Genomic DNA, 18,022 nt, shown 5'->3' on the forward strand with positions numbered 1-18,022 from the left:
TTGCTTCATATGGTAAAAATATTTTGCCGGTGAAGTAGGCAAGTCGCTTCTAGAGTGGGTAAACTACATATAAAAGGAGGCGGAGCGCATGATCCCGACACGAAAAGAAGTCATAACGTTTATCATCATCGCGTTCGCGTTCTCATGGTTAAGCTGGTGGGGGCTCTATACGTGGACAAGCCTGCCGATTCTAGCGACCGTCTTGATCGGTTCGTTCGGACCGAGCGTGGCCGGCGGTTATATGGCGTTTCGAGAAAACGGATGGAGTGGGGTGCGGACACTGTGGAAGCGAGGCTTCGAGTGGCGGATGGCTGGTAAGTACTATGCGTTCGGGCTGTTGCTCATCCCGTTCTTGTTTGTCCTCGCGTACTGGCTGACCGATGCGAGCGGTGCGTTACTGCTGAACGAACCTTGGCTCGTCATCCCGTACTTTCTCTACATGTTATTTCTCGGGGGAACGATTCAACAAGAGTATGGTTGGCGCGGGTATTTGCTCGACGCGTTGCAACTCAACAAGACGCCGCTCCAGGCGAGCCTGTTCGTCGGCGTGGTGTGGGCGGTTTGGCATATTCCGCTCTTCTTGATGACGGGCACCGGCCAGGCATCCCTCCCGTTTTGGGCTTACGCCGTTGCCATTCTATCGTTTACGTTGATCATCTCGTGGTTATATAACGTCACGACGATGAACTTATGGGCGGCCTTTTTACTGCATACGACGTTTAACGTCTCGTTTGCCCTCGTCCCCTTGATCGAGCCGGGGCAGGTCTCAATCGGTTTTCTTTATTTGACGCTCTTGTTGTTCACGACGGCAATCGTGCTCGTCTGGAAGACGCACGGACATTTCGGGTATGACCATCTCGAACAGCTCGAGGCGGTGGAAGGATCGCATCAACCGAACGTTACGGTAGGCAGAGACACGGGTAAAGAAGGAAACGTATGATTATGGATAGAGGGAAGTGGAAATATTGAACTTTCGTCCGCTTGAACGAGATGATGTCAAACCGCTCCAGCGTTTGTTTATGGAGAGTCTGAGCGATTTGATCCGCCGGGAACAGTTTGAAGACGCTGATTTGTTGGACGAGGAAGTGGCGCGCTTGAATACGACCGTTCAAGATAGTTTGGATGATGAGACTGTCCAATTGTTTGTCGTGCTAAAAGACGACGTCATCGTTGGAACAGCGGCTATCCTTCCTCCGAACGAGATTATCACGGCACATCTCGATGTCGAGCCGGACGTACCGGAAGTCGGATGCATCTATGTGACGCCGAGTGAGCAGCGGCAAGGGGTCGGTCATTTCTTGCTTAAAAACGTGATGGACGAGCTGTTGAGCAGGGGACAGCCGATTTTTTATCTCGATGCGGGGTTTCCGACTTCCCAAACGTACTGGGAAAAACGGATGGGTCCACCTGTACTCACGATCGACCATTACTGGGGACTCGGAGCGCCTCATAAAATCTGGCGGTGTGATGTGACGCAATACAGATAGAGACCCAGCTGAACATTCAGCCGGGTCTCTTTGAATTAGTTCGATGAACGCATGAATTGATGAATGCCGGAAGCAGTCGCATCAGCCATCCGTTGACGATATGTCGTACTCGTCAGATGAGCGCGATCGTTCGCGTTGCCAATAAATCCGTATTCGACAAGCGTCGACGGGACGGTATTCTTTCCGACGACATACACGTTTTGATACTTCACGCCACGGTTACGGATCGTCGGGATGCGTACGCCGAGTTCACGATTGATGGCCGCTCCTAAGTTACGACTCGCCGAGGCATAAGGGTTTGTCGTGTAGCTCTCCGTCGTCGGAACGAGCACTTCATGACCATGGTAGGCCGTACTCGGTGCCGAGTTGGCATGGACGCTTACAAAAGCGTTCCCTTTATAAGACTTTGTCAACGAGACGCGTTGGGCGAGCGACAAGTATCCGTCGTTTGCACGAGTCATTTTGACGTTATAGTTGTACGTGCTCGATAATGTGTTCGCCAAGCGCTTAGCGATGTCGAGTGCAATGACTTTCTCTTGGACAGATCCGTAAACCGCACCCGGATCGTTCCCGCCATGACCGGCATCGATGACGACGGTGCGTCCTGACCCGGTTGAAGTAGTGGGTGTCGTCGTTGTGCCCGCTTTCAAATATCGCGCTGCGACGTAGCCGGTCTTCCCACCGTAAGAGACTTTATACCACGAGCCATACGTCCCTCGGTAAGTCACATTGCGGCCAGATGGGATGGTAAGCAATACCGTTCCGGTCGTCGAGGCACTCTTCCGCAAGTTCAAGTTGACAGTCGTTGTATAAGCTTTCGTCGAGCTTGTCGTTGTCGATGGACTTGAAGCTTTTAAATATTGTGAGGAGACGTAACCGGTCTGTCCGCCATACGTCACTTTGTACCATGAACCGTATGTGCTGACATAAGTCACTCGTTTCCCTGTTGGAATCGTCAACAGAATCGTACCTCTCGTCGAAGCACTTTTTCGTAAATTTAAGTTGACGGTTGTCGTATAGGCTTTCGTTGAACTGGTCGTCATAGTCGAAGCGATTGTCTGCTTCACATACTGTGAAGCGACGTACCCCGTCTTGCCACCATAAGAGACTTTATACCACGAGCCGTACTTGCTTATGTATTTGATCGTCGCGCCTGCTGGGATTGTCAGAAGGACTTTGCTCCAAGTCGCTGCACTAAGGCGAAGATTTAAATTAGCTGTTGTTTTATATGTAGTGGCCGCTTCGACACGAGTTGATTCAAATCCGGTCTGTGAAAGCTCGAGCGGGATGACTGCTGCGCCAGTGAAGACGAGGGATGTGCTAAGTAAGAGTTTTAAATGCCAAGGCGTTTTTTCTATGTTCAATCGTGATTCGCTCCTTTTTCTTGAGTCTTTGAAATAACGATGAAATGAAATCGTCTTCATGTCTTCGCTATTATATAAGTAAACAAGAAAAAAATGGAGATTAATATGTAAATTGTTTATCTTTTTTTAAAAAATAGAACGATAGTCGCATTTGGAATAAAAAAAGAGACACGAATATAAACTAAATTATCTACCTATAAAAACACCTCAAGAAAGTTGGACTTTTAAGTCCGAACTTCTTGAGGTGTTCATATGAGAAACGTTTTTTGAAATTAGATAAGACGTGGAAGCTCTTCAGAAAAGGGTTTAGTTGTTTCTACCGCTTGAGTAATACGTGGAGCTTCTTCAGCAAATTTTCTGATTGGTGATTCAACTTTAGTGATTCGTGGAGCTTCTTCAGCATATTTTAAAACTGGAGCTTCGATTTTGGTAATACGTGGAGCTTCTTCGGCTAGTGGTTTAAACGAACTTCCTAGTAGAAAAATTGCTGCTGCGATAAAAAAGAATCCTGTTGCTTTTTTCATGATTAAATTCCTCCGATGTGTGTTGGTTTATGTGGATAAGCTATGATCCCTAGTGTGATGTTGCTCAGTAGTCAGAGAGTGGTGATTCTAGCAATGTGTAGATTGCTTCAGATTGTTGTGCAATCCGTGATTCAAAATCTCCGATGAATTGTTGTGGCATGTTCGGCTCATAGAGCTTAACTTTGTCAGATTCTTCTGTCGTAGCAGATGACAAAATTGGAACATGGGCTTCTTGACTGAGCAGTGTGCTGCAAAGAGGAGTAAATTGATTTTCAAACTGTTGGAGCGGTTCTGGTCGCCAACAGATTGATGCTTCTGGAAGAATATATAGGATGTGTCCTTCTTTCAATAAAGACAGACACTGGCTAACAACACTTTGTTGATCCTGTTCAATGTTGATATAGCCGAACTCTTGAAAATGTTTCTCATAGACGGTTTTTGAACTGCGCTTTAGAATAGAGAGAGACAGTTCAGGCCCAAGAATGTATAGCCTTTTATGAGATCGATTTTCTTGAAGTGTTCTTGTAATCAGTTTCGGTAAAGCCTGATAGTAATCAATTTGAAACGCGTTAAGGATAAAGCCTTTAGATGAACGTAACAATTGGGTCAAATGTTCTAATCCCTCGAACTGATTAGTGTCAGTATAGGAATAAGAAGCCTTGAAAGAAGACGTTTGCTTCGGCTGGAAGTATATTCTAGGCTTAATGTAATCTTCTGCAAGTAAAAAGTTTAATTTACCCATATGATGTATTCACCTCCATTGACTTAGATTCCTTTTATTTTTTAAGGTTGAATCTTTGTACCTAAAATTATCTTAAGTGATTACTCTTTTATAGTTAAATCTTATCATGAATTGTGTATCGGTCGAACTGTGACTAGTTGGGAAATTTTCAGTCGAAAGGCCTGTTTTTTGATACAAAACGTTTAAATTTTCCTAAATTCGAAAGAAACAGAAGGATGATAACAAAAAACTGTCTGATATTAGGGCGAAGGGGCTACTGCTTATAATGGAATATAACTATGGAAACCTAATTAAAGTAGAGCGAATGAGAAAAAATATGAAACAAACCGTTTTAGCCCGAGGGATTTGTTCAGTTTCTTATCTAAGTAAAATTGAAAATAATCAAACTTCTCCTAGTGAAGAAGTACTGGAACTTATTTTTGATAGGTTAGATCTGGATGTACCACTCTATTTTGACTTTAGCAATCAAGTAGAAAAAGTAAGAAGTGAAATTCGAAGTCTGCTAAAAGAAGCAATCTTAAATCGTAATGATCAAGATAAGCAAAATATGATTAAAAAATATATAGAACATCCAGCTGTCAAACAGTCGAGGACTCTGTATATTACTTTAATGGTTACTCTGGCAAGATTTGGTATGATGCCTGGTGGTGATGAGCGATATGTTACAGAGGTTGGTTGGATTGAAGACCAGTTGACCAAAGATGATCAGCTAAGATACACAATTATAAAGGCCCTAAAGATGTTTCACAAGAATGAGAAAGAGATTGCTTTTGAACTTGTGGAAAAATTAAACGGAGAACTAGCGGGTTCAGGAATACCTGATTGGGAAGTCGCTGATATCCGTTACATCATGGGGGGGCTTTACTATAAATTTACAGATAATATTCAAGCAATCGAAAATGTGAAATTTGCACTCGTTTATTTCCAAGAGAATTTTTATTTAGAGAGAATTGTAGAATGTCATTTAATTATTGGCCTATCCTATAAGAGGAGGAAGCGTTTTTCTGATGCATTATCTTATTATCAGAAAGCGATTAAAGTGATAAGTGCCACAGATTTAAAGAATTATTATGGAATGCTTTACAACAATATGGGTGAAATTTATTCTCTGCTTGGGGAGCAAGATAAAGCTTTGCAGTATTTTATTGAAAGTTTTGAATATAAAATTGATGTGCGAAGCAAATTATATAGTGTTTTATCGTTAATTGAAGTTAACTTTGATCAAAGTAACGAAGAAGGTGTGGTGAAATGGTTAACAGTAGGATATGACTTAATGACAAAAGAAAAAGAAATAGAAGAATTCAATCATCACTTTGATATATATTTGAATTATTTTAAAGAAAAAAATATAGATAAACTGATCTTCAGCTTGAAAAAAGCAGTCTCATATTTTGAATCCCATGATGAATACATGTACACAAAAAAATATGCACTTTGGCTTGCGCGAGAACTAAGAGAAAACGGCAAGTACAAACTAGCTACTGAATACTACGAAAAAGTAATAACGATTATGTCTCAATCCGAATAACGTCTCCCAAAAGGAGGCGTTTTTTCATGCATAAAAAAAGAGACGCCCGAATCGTCTCTCTCATGGTGTAGTAAAATAGTGGACCGTCCAAAACGATTCATGGAGAAGTGACTCTTGTTCCGCATGCCCTGCCTGTACTTGTTGGATCAAGTGGATGATGTGCTTTTGCAAGTTTGAATCGTGGGAACCGCTATGGAGGATATGATCCTCATTCGCGATGATGTAGAAACCACCTAAGCGAAGCGGGATGTGGTTTCTCACGATTGATACGGCAATCTGGAGTTCGGTTTGTCCACCTTGAAGTGGAACGTTTAAATCAAAACGTCCCCATTGTTTAAAGTCGCCTAATTCTGAAAACGCGGGTGGGTCCTGGTGATCCAACTTCATGACCTCCAATCGTGTGTCTCTCTTCTTCCTTAGTATAACTTCTTTTCTATAAAAGACGTGTAAGAATATTGGTGTAGGTATAACTGAGTGAACTCGTTCTATTCCGTTGCTATTGTTTTTCTATATTATGCCAAAAGATTCCTTTATTAAAAAGCAAAAAGCGGTGAAAAAACACGATCGGCTGAAATGCCAATCGTGTTCATTGATGAATCGCTTCTTTTAAAGTCGGTAATTCACAGATGAACGTGCTGCCTTCACCGTAAACTGATTCGACATGAAGGTGGCCTTCGTGTGCTTTAGTGATTTCTTTACAGATGGCAAGGCCAAGCCCAGTGCCGCCGATTTTACGACGATCCGAATTGTCGACACGATAAAATTTCCCGAATAAGTTCGGCAGAGCGGACGAAGGGATTCCGATTCCGTTATCGCGTACTTTTATGACGACTTGATCGTCGATCCGTTCTAGCGAGACGAGGACGTTGCCGCCTTCTGGTGAGTATTTGATGGCGTTGCTGAGCAAGTTGCCGAGTAGTTGTTGCATCCCGGCGAGATCTGCCTCGATATGAAAATCTTGGGCCGAGTCGGCGTCGAGGTGAATGTGGTGCAGGTCGGTCGTCTCTTGATAGAATGTGATGCTGTCGCGTGCTAGTGTATACAAATCGACATGTTCCCACTCGAACGTCTGTTTTCCGGCCTCCATCTTTTGAAGGTCGAGGAAGTCGCTGACCAAGTAGGAGAGGCGTTTCGCCTCGTCATGAATCGTCTTCAAATACAATTCACGGCGGCTGTCTTTCAAATTACGTTCGAGCATCAATTCTGTGAACCCGTAAATCGATGACAGCGGCGTCCGTAACTCATGAGACACGGTCGAAACGAGCTCGGACTTCATTCGGTCGATTTCTGTTTCGGCCGTCACATCACGTAAGACGAGCATCGTTCCGTGAAGCGTCTCGTCCCGGTAAATACTTTCCGCGTACACTTGAAGGTAGCAATCCCCCTGGTCAAGCGAGATCGAAAGTCCGTCTACCGGAGGGTCTTGGTTGAAGACGCGTTCAACGTAGTCGATGAACAACTCACGTTGGTCGACGCGTTCGGCCAACTGTTCGATATCGATCGAGACGGTGGCCAATTCCTCATAGCCTTTGTATTCGAACTGAAGCTCATCGAACATGCGCACGAAAGCCCGGTTACCGACGACGGTCTGTTCTTCATAGTTCAAGTAGAGAATCGCTTCGCGCACCGAGTTGATCAATTGGGCCGTCTCTTTCCGGTCTTGTTGCATCTGACTGTAAAGGCGTGTCCGTAGCAAGGAAATCGCCAATTGATTCGCGAACGCGTTCAATTCCGACTTTTCACTCGCATCGAACTGTTCGTCATAACAAGCGAGGTAGAGACACCCGATCATCTTGCCATCAGACGGATCCTTTACCGGGATGGCCGTCTCGTGGATATAGTAAGGATAGTTGTGAACATCGTCGGCAATTTTCTTCGACGTCGCCTCGAGTGCTTGTGAGGTCATGGTACGTTGTAATAAATATGATTTTTCGATTAAGCTCTCTTGTTGCTCCTCGGTCATTCCATTTGGGACGACCGAATGGATTTCTCCGTCCTTGACGAGCATCAACGCCCCGAATTCTGCTTCGGTCAACAAGACGATTTTTTCGATGACTGAAGAATAGTCGAATAACGATTCCTTCGAGGCGAGCACTTCAATCAATTCGTTTCGGGATTGTAGTTTGGTCTCATTTTGTTTTGATTCCTCGAGCACTTGTTGCGTCTCTTGCTGCTTCGCGTGCATGTTTTCGTTTTGAGCAGCCATCCGTTTGATGAGCGGTCGCCCGATTAATAAAATAGCTCCGATAAACATGACTAACCCGACTACCCAGATCCAACGTAGCGACATCAGTTCGCTTGACGAGACTGTCCCGTCTCGAACGACCCAAGCTCCGATCCCGGTCAAAACGAGGCTAGCGATACATACTCCGTATAAGATACGGAGTATTTGGCGACTGTCCAATTGTTCAATCCACTTGCCCATAATACGCTCTACTTCCTTCCTTTTTTGAAAACCACTCCACTTCATTCATCAAATAATCGAAATATACATAAAGAGAAATCGTCTGAAAACCGAACTGCTCATGTACTGTGAAATCGGCTGATTTTCTTTTTCTCTAATTAACACATCTAGACGGATATACCCCGAATTTAATAACCCTACACATTCCGATGCGTTTACGTTTGACATCGCCCATTCGGAACAGCTAGCTTGAAAGTAATAATATGATGAAAGAAGAGGTGGATTATGTTATCAATCGATCCGACTGCATTGACTGAACGAGACACGTATAAGTTTTTAATCGGGAGCATCGTCCCGCGGCCGATTGCTTTTGTGACGACGCGCAACGGTGATATCGTCAATGCTGCCCCGTTCAGTTACTTTAATATCATCGCGTCAAACCCTCCGCTCGTCTCGGTGTCCATCCAACGAAAAGATGGCGTCATGAAAGATACGGCTCGGAATGCAGTTGCGACGGAAGAACTCGTGATTCATATCGTCGATGAGACGAACGTCGCACTCGTAAACGAGACGGCGGCGAACCTAGGGCCGGAGGAAAGTGAGCTCGATCGGACGACGTTCACGCTCGAACCGAGTGACGTCATTGAAACGCCGGGTGTCAAAGAAGCGAAGATCCGGATGGAGTGTAAACTTCATCATCACGTTCCCATCGAACATGACGGAAAAGTGACGGCCGATGTTTTAATCGCCCGTGTCGTCCGTTTTCATGTCGATCCCGAATTGTATCAAGCCGGGCGCGTCGACGCAGCGCAATTGGCACCAGTCAGCCGTCTGGCTGGTGATTTTTATGCCAAACTCGGTGAACAGTTCGAGATTGAACGACCTAAATAAATATCGAAGGCGCCCGCTCGTTTTGGAGAGAGGGCGCCTGTTTTCGGGTAAAGAACGGAAAGCCGATTCGTACGATGTATTTCTTTCATTCAAGCGGCTCAATATGTCACAATAAAATCAGAACATTCGAATTTCGGAAGAGACAGGAACAAGAGAAAAAGGGGAGTCGGCCATGTCTTATCGTCCAGCCATTCAATCGATCATCACCGCCATTGAGACGGTGATCGTCGGAAAAGAAGATGTCATCGCGAAAAGTTTGACTGCTTTGCTTGCCGGAGGTCACGTGCTGTTAGAAGATGTCCCGGGTGTCGGGAAGACGATGCTCGTTCGTGCCTTCAGCCGTGCCATCGACCTTAACTTTAAACGCGTTCAATTCACTCCAGACATGCTCCCGTCCGATTTGACGGGCATCTCGATGTATAACCAAAAGACGAAAGAGTTTGAATATCGCCCTGGCCCGCTCATGGGCAACATCGTCCTAGCTGACGAAATCAACCGGACGTCACCAAAGACGCAGTCGGCGCTCTTAGAGGCGATGGCGGAGCGCAGTGTGACCGTTGACGGCGAAGTGAAGATTCTTCCGTCGCCGTTCTTCGTCATGGCGACCCAAAACCCGATCGAGCATGAAGGGACGTACCCGTTACCGGAAGCCCAACTCGACCGTTTCCTTCTCAAAATCGAGATGGGCTATCCGTCATTCAATGAGGAGATTGCCTTGTTGACCCGCTTCGAAAAAGCTGAACCACTAGAAGCGTTGCAAAGTGTCATCTCGAAAGAAGAAGTGGAACAGATGCAACGTGAAGTACGCGACGTCCACGTCTCGAGCGCGGTCAAGCAGTATATTGTCCGCTTGATTCATGAGACGCGTAACGACCCGTTCACATACCTCGGCGGAAGTCCGCGGGCGACGCTCGCTCTAATGAAAACGGCTCAGGCGTGGGCATACATCCATAACCGTGATTTCGTCTTACCGGATGACGTCAAGGCGCTCGCGGGAAGCGTGCTCGGGCACCGGGTATTGTTGACGGCGGAAGCGCGCTATAAAGGGAAGACGTCAGAGCAACTCGTCAAAGGGTGGCTCGACACACTTCCTGTCCCGATGGATCGCGAGGTCAAGGAAGTATGAAAAATTGGATGAAGCTGTTCCTCGTCTGGGCGGCGGCATTCGGACTTTATGCGTTCGCTCGCATCGAAGGGAGTATCGTCGCGTCGACGCTATGGTGGTCATTTTTCGTCTTGACCGTGTACTGGACGTTGTTCATGGTGTATCCGGTCACGGCGGCGAACGTGTCTCGTCGCGTCACGACAAAACGTCTCGTCTCCGGGCAGACGATGGACGTGGCACTTCGAATCGAACGGAAGTACCCGTTCCTCGTCGGTGTCGTCACGCTCGAAGAGACACCGCCACCGCGCTTGGCCGAAGTGACGGATCCGATCGTGACCCCGGTCGATCGTTTCTTTCGACGCAGTGAGACGGTCCATTATGAAGTGGAGCACATTAAACGTGGTATTCATGTGTTTGACCGGACGCTTTTTCACGTGCGTGACGTCTTTGGGTTATTCGACCGTAAACGGACGCTTCGGATTGAGACGGTCGTCGAAGTCTCCCCGGCTGAACTTCCTTTCGATTTGCCGCGCGATGAACACGTCGGCGGACGGGGCGAGCAATATCGGCGCACCCGGACATATACCGAAGTCGCCAACACGACGAGCGGTGTCCGTGAGTATGCGGCCGGAGACCGTATCGGCCGGATTGATTGGAAAGCGTCGGCCCGTCGAGACAACTTGATGACGAAGACGTTCGACCAAGAGCAAGAAAAGAAACTATCGCTCGTATTCGTGCCGTCGACTTCGGCCGGACATGAGGAAGCGTTCGAACGTTCGCTGTCACTGCTCGTCGGGGCGATTCGGCAACTCGAGCGCAAAAACTTGCCGTTTGAACTGTACGTCATCGAAGAGCAAGTCCGCTTGTTCCACTTGCCGGACCAAAGTGCCGAGCTTGGGCATTATCTGTTGACGGCGACGCCGGAACCGGAAGGCCGTCTCGTCGAGCGGGTCAAGCGCAACTTGCCGCAAGAGACGGGCAACTTGATTTTGATCAGCCCGTTTGAGACGAAATGGGTGCGCGAACTCATGCATGAGACCCAAGGCAGCTATCATCTCTATACGGCGAATGAGGTGACGACATGACCGAGTGGGTGAAGCGAATTGTTTATACGGCGCTGGCCGCTTATTTGTTGTCATTTTGGGTTGAACCGATCGTCGGAAGCACGACGTTTGATGTGAACTGGCCGTTTTTATTTTTGCTGCTCGTGCCGATGTTTGCGAGCCTGCTCCCTTGGTACGGCTTTATCGCTGTCGTCGTCCTCAACTTTTTTACTGTCCTCTACATTTATCACGGCAGTTTGCTCGACTGGTTCGGGCTATGGCTCGACGACTTGACGGGCGTATTGAGCGGGGCGCTGCCTGAAGAAGCCATTTTCTTCTCGGCGATGGCGCTCATCGGTGTCTTGTTTGCCATCTTGGTCGGCCGGACGTATCCGAGCTACGGCTTCGTTCTCGGAATGATCGTGTCGACACTTGGGTTGATGGCGTACTTTGACACGTGGACGCTCTATGATGGTGAAAGTAACATCCTATTCGCCATCTTGGCATCGCTCTTCCTCTTGTTCGTGACCGATGTGGCGAAGCGTCCGAGTAAATCGTTCGTCCGTTACGTCAGCATCGGCCTGCTCGCGGCGGTCGTCATCGTACTTGGCAGTGTGTCTCCGACAATCGAAGGGGACTGGTCTGATCGGGTGACGACGAGTTTCCAAAACGCTTTGAACGAGGGCGGTTCAGGGAGCGGCCGCGTCGGTTATGGCGTGAACGACGAACAGCTCGGCGGTCCGTTCGAACAAGATGACGGCATCGTCTTCATTGCCCGCGGTGTGCCTGCCCGCTATTGGCGCATCGAGGCGAAAGAGATTTACACGGGTAAAGGATGGGTCGAAGCCCCTGTCCTCGATTCTGACTATAACCGGGGGCAACTCGTCGACGATGAGGTCGATACGACCCCGGAACAGGCGTTGCTCCGATTTGACCGACGCCAGTCGTTCGTCCCGTATGGCGGGGAATACCCGCAGGCGGCAGAGACGGAGAGTGGGACGGAGTTCCTCGTCGGAGACATCGACGAGTCGTTCCCGAATGAGACGATACACATTCGACCTTCCGGAAAAATCGTATTTGATAATGACGGACAGGTGACGCCGGAGACGATTCAGTTGCGATACGGCGTCCCTGCATTTACAGAACAACAACTCGAACTGAACGAACCGGTGACGACGTTGACGGATGAGGAACAACGAGCCTACTTGCAGTTGCCGGATACGCTACCGGACCGGGTCCGTGATTTAGCGGTCGAGATTATGGCCGACAGTGAGAACCCGTACGATCAAGCGCAAGCGATCCAAGCCTTCTTCCGGTCAGGTGAGTTCCAATATGATACGGAAGATGTGGCGACCCCGGAAGGTGAGACCGACTATGTCGACCAGTTCTTGTTCGATACGCTCGTCGGATATTGTGATAACTTCTCGACGTCAGCTGCCGTGCTCCTGCGGGCGAACGGTGTGCCGACGCGTTGGGTGAAAGGCTTTACGATGGGGGATACACGCGGAGTCATCCGAGGTGAAGAAGAATATACGGTCCGAAACCGCCACGCCCACTCGTGGGTCGAGTATTTCGTGGAAGGGGCTGGTTGGGTGCCGCTCGAGGCGACGATCAGTTTCTCTGACGCCAACTTGTTGCAAGTCGAGACAGAATCGGACATCCGAGCAGATGATCCGGTGGCGAACGACCCTCAGGCGAACCAAAACGATCAACAGACGAACCGTCCGCAAGAAGACTTGGCGCTCGACGACGTCGCGACAGGCGAGACGGCGGTCGAGTCGTGGAACATACCGGTTTGGGCTTGGGTACTCATCGTGTTCGCAGTTGCCTTGCTCGTCTGGAACCGTAAGTCACTCGAACGGTTGATTATGGTCCTCTGGTGGACGAGACGTCCGCTCAATGAACCACGGCTCGTGGCGATGCATCGTTATCTCGTGAAACGGCTTCGCGGCGCCGGATTTAAAGTTGAGGGCCGGACGCCGTCCGAGCTCGCGGCCGAAGTCGATGCGTACTACGAATCGGACGAAATGACGCGCCTGACGCGCTTGTTCGAACAGAGCCTTTACGCCGATCAAACTCCGAATTCAAAATATAAAGAATATTGGAAAATCATGATTCGCCGAATTATGAGTTGAAGTGAACGGGTGCATACAGTAAGATAGACGCATTAGTTAGACAATTGAACAAAGCATTCCTTCGTATATACTCGCGAATTGGCGCGAGAGTCTCTACCGGACCACCGTAAATGGACCGACTATGAAGGAGCACGTTTCGTATACAGAAAAAAGGGCGTGCTTCTTCTTCGGTTTGGTGAATCCGTGGGAGAGGCTCGCTCTTTTTTTGAGATGAAGGCAGAAAGGTGGAGGTTTTGTGAAGATAGAACAAGAAATGATTTTGGTGCTCGACTTTGGAGGACAATACAATCAGTTGATCACACGCCGAGTGCGTGACCTTGGGGTGTACAGTGAGCTTCATTCCCATAAGATGACCGCTGCCGAGATTCGTGAACTTGCCCCGGCCGGTATTATCTTCTCGGGCGGACCGAACAGCGTTTACGCGGAAGGTGCGTACCGCTGCGATCCAGAAATCTTTGAACTCGGTATCCCGATCTTTGGGATCTGTTACGGCATGCAGCTCATGACGCATCACTTCGGTGGACGCGTCGAACGTGCGGCCCATCGCGAGTATGGGAAAGCGACGCTGTTCTCGACACCTGAAGCATCTGCCCTTTACACAGGCTTGCCGGTTGAGCACACGGTGTGGATGAGCCACGGTGACCTCGTCATGGAAGCACCGGAAGGGTTCATCGTCGATGGGACGAACCCGTCTTGCCCGGTCGCCTCGATCAAAAACGACGACCTCAAAATGTATGGTGTCCAGTACCATCCGGAAGTACGTCACTCGGAGTACGGCAACGACATCTTGAAAAACTTCATCTATGAAGTGTGTGGTGCCAAAGGCGAGTGGTCGATGGAGAACTTTATCGACATCGAAGTCGAGAAGATCCGTGAGATCGTCGGCGATAAACAAGTCCTCTGCGCCTTGTCTGGCGGTGTCGACTCATCTGTCGTCGCAGCGCTCGTCCATCGTGCGATCGGGGACCAGTTGACGTGTATGTTCGTCGATCATGGTTTGCTCCGTAAGAATGAGGCGGATAGCGTCATGAAGACGTTCGCGGACGGATTCAACATGAAAGTCATCAAAATCGACGCGCAAGAACGCTTCATGGCGAAACTAGCCGGCGTCTCGGATCCGGAACAGAAGCGGAAAATTATCGGCAATGAGTTCATTTACGTGTTTGACGAAGAAGCGTCTCAACTCGTCGATATGGACTTCCTTGCCCAAGGGACGCTTTACACGGATATCATCGAGAGCGGTACCGACACGGCGCAGACGATCAAGTCGCACCATAACGTCGGTGGCCTGCCTGAAGATATGAACTTCACGTTAATCGAGCCGCTCAACACGCTATTTAAAGATGAAGTACGGGAACTTGGGACCGAACTCGGCCTTCCTGAATACATCGTTTGGCGTCAGCCGTTCCCGGGACCGGGTCTTGGCATTCGCGTCCTCGGTGAGATCACGGAAGAGAAGCTTGAAATCGTCCGCGAGTCGGATGCGATCCTTCGCGAAGAAGTGAAGAAGGCTGGACTCGAACGCGATATCTGGCAGTACTTCACTGTCCTCACACCGATCCGTTCGGTCGGGGTCATGGGCGACGAGCGGACGTACGACTATGCGGTCGGCGTTCGTGCCGTAACGTCGATTGACGGGATGACATCGGATTGGGCGCGTATCCCGTGGGACGTGCTTGAAAAGATTTCAGTTCGAATCGTCAATGAAGTCAGTCACGTCAACCGTGTCCTGTACGACATCACATCGAAGCCACCAGCGACAATCGAGTGGGAATAAACTTGAGCAGAGGGGAATCCCTCTGCTTTTGTCTAATTCCGAACATTTAACGAAAAAATATTAATAAAATCCGTCATTTTGTTGACATTCAATTTTAACGCTGATAAGATAAAAACGTTCTTATTCATATCCGAACAATCAAATTAAATTTTGCCGTATAATATCGGGAATATGGCCCGAGAGTCTCTACGAAATCACCTTAAATGATTTCACTACGGCGAGACATATATAAGGGGACGTCTGTCCCTGTATGTTTCGCGTGGGGTCCTCGGTCATTGATCGGGGACCTTTCTCGTTTTACGGCGAGCCAAGGAGGAAAACCAATGAGCACACAGCTCAAGCAAGAACCGAAACATCAACCGTCAGAAAGCCGGATCGAACGTCACTTCCAGTTGAAAGAACTTGGAACGAACGTGAAAACCGAACTCGTCGCAGGATTCACGACATTCCTCGCGATGGCGTACATCTTGTTCGTCAACCCGAACGTGCTCGGGGCTGCTGGGATGGACATGGGTGCCGTCTTCGTGGCAACCGGTCTCGTCGCACTTATTGGATCGGTCACGATGGGGCTATTCGCCAACTACCCGATCGCCATCGCGCCAGGTATGGGGCTTAACGCCTTCTTCGCCTACAGTGTCGTCATCGGGATGGGCATCCCGTGGCAGACGGCGCTCTCGGGTGTTCTCGTCTCAGGATTGTTCTTTATCGCTTTGACGCTCTCAGGTATTCGTGAGACGGTCGTTAACGCGATTCCGGCTCCGCTTAAAATGGCGGTGGCGGCAGGGATTGGTTTCTTCATCGCCTTCATCGGCTTGAAAAATGCAGGGATTGTTGTTGCGAACGAAGCGACACTTGTCGGCCTTGGGTCGCTCGGGACAGGAACTACGCTTCTCGCGGTATTCGGTCTCGTCGTCAGTGCATTGTTGATGGCTCGAGACATCAAGGGTGGAATTTTCATTGGGATGTTGTTGACAGCCATCGCAGGAATGATTTTTGGTCTCGTGCCGACACCGACTGCAATTTCAGATGTTGTATCGATGCCGCCAAGCATGTCTTCGACGTTCGGCCAAGCATTCATCAACTTCGGTGATGTTTTCACGCTTCAAATGCTCATCGTCATCTTGACGTTCTTCTTCATCGACTTCTTTGATACGGCAGGAACGCTCGTTGCTGTTGCGCGTCAAGCTGGAATCATGAAAGAAAACAAAGTGCCGCGTGCGAGTAAGGCGCTCATGGCGGATTCGACTGCGACGGTTGCAGGTGCGATCTTCGGTACGTCGACAGCGACGTCTTACGTCGAATCGTCAGCGGGTGTAGCGGCGGGTGGTCGTACAGGGTTGACTGCTGTGTTCGCGGGTCTCTTCTTCGGGTTAGCGTTGTTCTTCTCACCACTCTTAGCAGTCGTCACGGCACCGGTTACGGCACCGGCACTCATCATCGTTGGTGTGTTGATGGCCTCAGCTCTCCTCGATATCGATTGGAAAAAAATCGAAATCGCAGTTCCGGCATTCTTGACGATTATCATGATGCCGCTCACTTCATCGATTGCTACTGGGATTGGACTTGGGTTTATCCTTTATCCGCTCATGATGATCGCGAAAGGGAAGACGAAAGAAATTCATCCAATCATGTACGGGATGCTCGTCATCTTCCTTGCTTACTTCATGTTCTTACCGCACGCATAATGTGACTAAGGCCGACTCGATCAAGAGTCGGCCTTTTTGTATACGGTATTCTCTGGCAGGAACGGGTCATACATCGTCAAGGCATGGCTTTCGGTGATGAACTCGTTACGTAGCAGTGTCCCGTCCTGTGAAATGACTTCTCGGAAAATTTGATTGTTCCGGATTGTACCGCCCCACCATTCCTTTGTGAAATGGTGGTTTTGTTCGTATATTCTATAACTGACGGCCGGCGGGATGTCGGACCGCCATTCGCCGACAAGTTCATCTCCTTCTATATATAGAAGCAATTGATACGTTTGGGTTGTCTGATTCGTAATTTGCAGATCGAGATAATTGTATGAACATGTCGCCCCGCTGCCGAACGGTTGGTCGCGTCTAGAGTCCGGGAATACATCGTAACTGTGCCGATAACGTTCGGTGACGGTGAGTGGGCTGTGCGGTGTGATCCAGTAAATCAAATTCGAAAGTTGACATAGGCCGCCCCCGACACCGGTAGTGACTTTGCCGTAGTGAAGGATCATGCCGTCGACATATCCTTTCCGTTTCGTCGGCCGCCCGATTGATTTCCAGTAAGATAATACTTCACCAGGGTGGACGATCAAGTTGTTAAGTTGCTTAATTGCGATGTGCAGGTTGATCACTTTGTTTCGTTGCATTTCCATATCGACATCACGGAGTCTTCTGTATAAAGGTGTGCGATGGGTGTAGATCAAATGAGGTAACGGCGCTTTACTTTTAGTGGACGCATAGTGCTTCTCGTCTGTCATCCATTCGAGACTTCGCTTGAGCGTATATGCTTGTGTCCCAGCCTAGATACGTAGGGGCGACCTATGTTTTGGTTGGGGTTGCTGCATGTTGTGGCCACCTTCTGTGAATGAGTATAGGGGACGTATTCGAGTAGCGGAGAGTGATTCCTTCTTTAATGAAAAAGAGAAGAGAAATTTTTCTAAAGTTTTTTTAGAATAATGCTTGCCAGGCAGTTTGGAGGATGATATAGTTATCTCTGTTGCCAACAACGCTTTCGGAAACGAGAAAAAAGTTGTTGACATGATTTAAAATGAAATGTTATTATCATTTAGTCGCTAAGCGCGGCAGACGAACTTTGAAAACTGAACGATGAGGCAAAAAAAGTTTTACAAGTTTTGATTGAAGCGCAAGCTTCGTCATTTTCAAGAGCTATATCAAATTCTTTGGAGAGTTTGATCCTGGCTCAGGACGAACGCTGGCGGCGTGCCTAATACATGCAAGTCGAGCGCAGGAAATCGACGGAACCCTTCGGGGGGAAGTCGACGGAATGAGCGGCGGACGGGTGAGTAACACGTAAAGAACCTGCCCTC

At 48.5% G+C, this 18,022-nt stretch carries 14 protein-coding genes, 1 rRNA gene, 1 pseudogene and 2 riboswitches; of the genes and pseudogenes, 10 read left to right on the forward strand and 6 right to left on the reverse strand.

What is annotated here, in order from left to right; genetic code table 11:
- Positions 1-88 precede the first annotated feature (88 nt).
- Together BJU60_RS12065 and BJU60_RS12070 are read left to right on the forward strand one after the other, a co-directional pair.
- Positions 89-940 carry a CPBP family intramembrane glutamic endopeptidase gene (locus BJU60_RS12065; protein ID WP_070329099.1) on the forward strand — a complete coding sequence of 284 codons (852 nt, stop codon included), beginning with the start codon at positions 89-91 and terminating at the stop codon, positions 938-940.
- 16 nt (positions 941-956) lie between these two features.
- A complete protein-coding gene (locus BJU60_RS12070; protein ID WP_254281699.1) occupies positions 957-1,487 on the forward strand; it encodes a GNAT family N-acetyltransferase in 531 nt (176 codons plus the stop codon).
- Between the two features lie 35 nt (positions 1,488-1,522).
- On the opposite strand, the gene BJU60_RS12075 is transcribed toward BJU60_RS12070, so the two are convergent.
- The 3 genes from BJU60_RS12075 to BJU60_RS12085 all read right to left on the reverse strand — a co-directional run bounded on the left by BJU60_RS12075 (position 1,523) and on the right by BJU60_RS12085 (position 4,117).
- On the reverse strand, positions 1,523-2,851 hold the full coding sequence (locus BJU60_RS12075) for an N-acetylmuramoyl-L-alanine amidase (RefSeq protein WP_254281700.1): 1,329 nt from the start codon (positions 2,849-2,851) through the stop codon (positions 1,523-1,525).
- A 272-nt stretch (positions 2,852-3,123) separates the two neighbouring features.
- Positions 3,124-3,375, reverse strand: a complete 252-nt coding sequence (locus tag BJU60_RS12080) for a hypothetical protein (RefSeq protein WP_070329102.1) — start codon at positions 3,373-3,375, stop codon at positions 3,124-3,126.
- 64 nt (positions 3,376-3,439) lie between these two features.
- Positions 3,440-4,117 carry a hypothetical protein gene (locus BJU60_RS12085; RefSeq protein WP_070329103.1) on the reverse strand — a complete coding sequence of 226 codons (678 nt, stop codon included), beginning with the start codon at positions 4,115-4,117 and terminating at the stop codon, positions 3,440-3,442.
- A 265-nt stretch (positions 4,118-4,382) separates the two neighbouring features.
- Here BJU60_RS12085 and BJU60_RS12090 point away from each other — a divergent pair, with 265 nt between their 5' ends.
- On the forward strand, positions 4,383-5,645 hold the full coding sequence (locus BJU60_RS12090) for a helix-turn-helix domain-containing protein (protein ID WP_070329104.1): 1,263 nt from the start codon (positions 4,383-4,385) through the stop codon (positions 5,643-5,645).
- Between the two features lie 60 nt (positions 5,646-5,705).
- Here the strand turns inward: BJU60_RS12090 and BJU60_RS12095 are convergent, their stop codons facing one another.
- Both BJU60_RS12095 and BJU60_RS12100 read right to left on the reverse strand, forming a co-directional pair.
- The gene (locus tag BJU60_RS12095; RefSeq protein WP_131466578.1) at positions 5,706-6,026 is read right to left on the reverse strand and encodes a hypothetical protein; all 321 of its coding nucleotides are present in this window, start codon (positions 6,024-6,026) and stop codon (positions 5,706-5,708) included.
- Positions 6,027-6,231: 205 nt separating this feature from the next.
- A complete protein-coding gene (locus BJU60_RS12100) occupies positions 6,232-8,070 on the reverse strand; it encodes an ATP-binding protein (protein WP_236633572.1) in 1,839 nt (612 codons plus the stop codon).
- A 264-nt stretch (positions 8,071-8,334) separates the two neighbouring features.
- On the opposite strand from BJU60_RS12100, the gene BJU60_RS12105 reads away from it, so the two are divergent.
- From BJU60_RS12105 to BJU60_RS12130, 6 genes are all read left to right on the forward strand, one after another.
- Complete coding sequence (locus BJU60_RS12105) at positions 8,335-8,940, forward strand: flavin reductase family protein (RefSeq protein ID WP_070329106.1); 606 nt, start codon at positions 8,335-8,337, stop codon at positions 8,938-8,940.
- 172 nt (positions 8,941-9,112) lie between these two features.
- Positions 9,113-10,066, forward strand: coding sequence for an AAA family ATPase (locus BJU60_RS12110; RefSeq protein ID WP_070329107.1), 954 nt, complete (start codon positions 9,113-9,115; stop codon positions 10,064-10,066).
- Positions 10,063-11,130 (forward strand): DUF58 domain-containing protein, encoded by a 1,068-nt coding sequence (locus BJU60_RS12115; protein ID WP_070329108.1) that lies wholly within the window; start codon positions 10,063-10,065, stop codon positions 11,128-11,130. The genes BJU60_RS12110 and BJU60_RS12115 overlap by 4 nt, the downstream gene beginning before the upstream one ends.
- Positions 11,127-13,223 (forward strand): transglutaminase domain-containing protein, encoded by a 2,097-nt coding sequence (locus BJU60_RS12120; protein ID WP_070329109.1) that lies wholly within the window; start codon positions 11,127-11,129, stop codon positions 13,221-13,223. Before BJU60_RS12115 ends, BJU60_RS12120 begins: the two co-directional genes overlap by 4 nt.
- 41 nt (positions 13,224-13,264) lie before the next feature.
- Positions 13,265-13,365, forward strand: a riboswitch (purine riboswitch).
- Between the two features lie 111 nt (positions 13,366-13,476).
- Positions 13,477-15,000 carry a glutamine-hydrolyzing GMP synthase gene (gene guaA / locus BJU60_RS12125; RefSeq protein WP_070329119.1) on the forward strand — a complete coding sequence of 508 codons (1,524 nt, stop codon included), beginning with the start codon at positions 13,477-13,479 and terminating at the stop codon, positions 14,998-15,000.
- A 133-nt stretch (positions 15,001-15,133) separates the two neighbouring features.
- A riboswitch (purine riboswitch) is annotated at positions 15,134-15,235 on the forward strand.
- An 88-nt stretch (positions 15,236-15,323) separates the two neighbouring features.
- Positions 15,324-16,685: an NCS2 family permease gene (locus BJU60_RS12130; protein ID WP_070329110.1), complete on the forward strand. Its 1,362-nt coding sequence runs from the start codon at positions 15,324-15,326 to the stop codon at positions 16,683-16,685.
- A gap of 20 nt (positions 16,686-16,705) precedes the next feature.
- Here BJU60_RS12130 and BJU60_RS12135 read toward each other — a convergent pair.
- Positions 16,706-17,539 (reverse strand): annotated as a pseudogene (locus BJU60_RS12135) (VanW family protein).
- A gap of 333 nt (positions 17,540-17,872) precedes the next feature.
- Between BJU60_RS12135 and BJU60_RS12140 the strand changes: the two are divergent.
- Positions 17,873-18,022, forward strand: a 16S ribosomal RNA gene (locus BJU60_RS12140); the annotation flags it as partial.

This window comes from Exiguobacterium aurantiacum, from assembly GCF_001766415.1.
Lineage (GTDB): Bacteria > Bacillota > Bacilli > Exiguobacteriales > Exiguobacteriaceae > Exiguobacterium > Exiguobacterium aurantiacum_A.

Excerpts from the sequence above, each read along its gene's own strand:
- BJU60_RS12065 (WP_070329099.1), top strand. The coding sequence starts at position 89 with ATGATCCCGACACGAAAAGAAGTCATAACGTTTATCATCATCGCGTTC.
- BJU60_RS12080 (WP_070329102.1), bottom strand. The coding sequence starts at position 3,375 with ATGAAAAAAGCAACAGGATTCTTTTTTATCGCAGCAGCAATTTTTCTA.
- BJU60_RS12085 (WP_070329103.1), bottom strand. The coding sequence starts at position 4,117 with ATGGGTAAATTAAACTTTTTACTTGCAGAAGATTACATTAAGCCTAGA.
- BJU60_RS12090 (WP_070329104.1), top strand. The coding sequence starts at position 4,383 with ATGGAATATAACTATGGAAACCTAATTAAAGTAGAGCGAATGAGAAAA.
- BJU60_RS12100 (WP_236633572.1), bottom strand. The coding sequence starts at position 8,070 with ATGGGCAAGTGGATTGAACAATTGGACAGTCGCCAAATACTCCGTATC.
- BJU60_RS12105 (WP_070329106.1), top strand. The coding sequence starts at position 8,335 with ATGTTATCAATCGATCCGACTGCATTGACTGAACGAGACACGTATAAG.
- BJU60_RS12110 (WP_070329107.1), top strand. The coding sequence starts at position 9,113 with ATGTCTTATCGTCCAGCCATTCAATCGATCATCACCGCCATTGAGACG.
- BJU60_RS12115 (WP_070329108.1), top strand. The coding sequence starts at position 10,063 with ATGAAAAATTGGATGAAGCTGTTCCTCGTCTGGGCGGCGGCATTCGGA.
- BJU60_RS12120 (WP_070329109.1), top strand. The coding sequence starts at position 11,127 with ATGACCGAGTGGGTGAAGCGAATTGTTTATACGGCGCTGGCCGCTTAT.
- guaA (WP_070329119.1), top strand. The coding sequence starts at position 13,477 with ATGATTTTGGTGCTCGACTTTGGAGGACAATACAATCAGTTGATCACA.
- BJU60_RS12130 (WP_070329110.1), top strand. The coding sequence starts at position 15,324 with ATGAGCACACAGCTCAAGCAAGAACCGAAACATCAACCGTCAGAAAGC.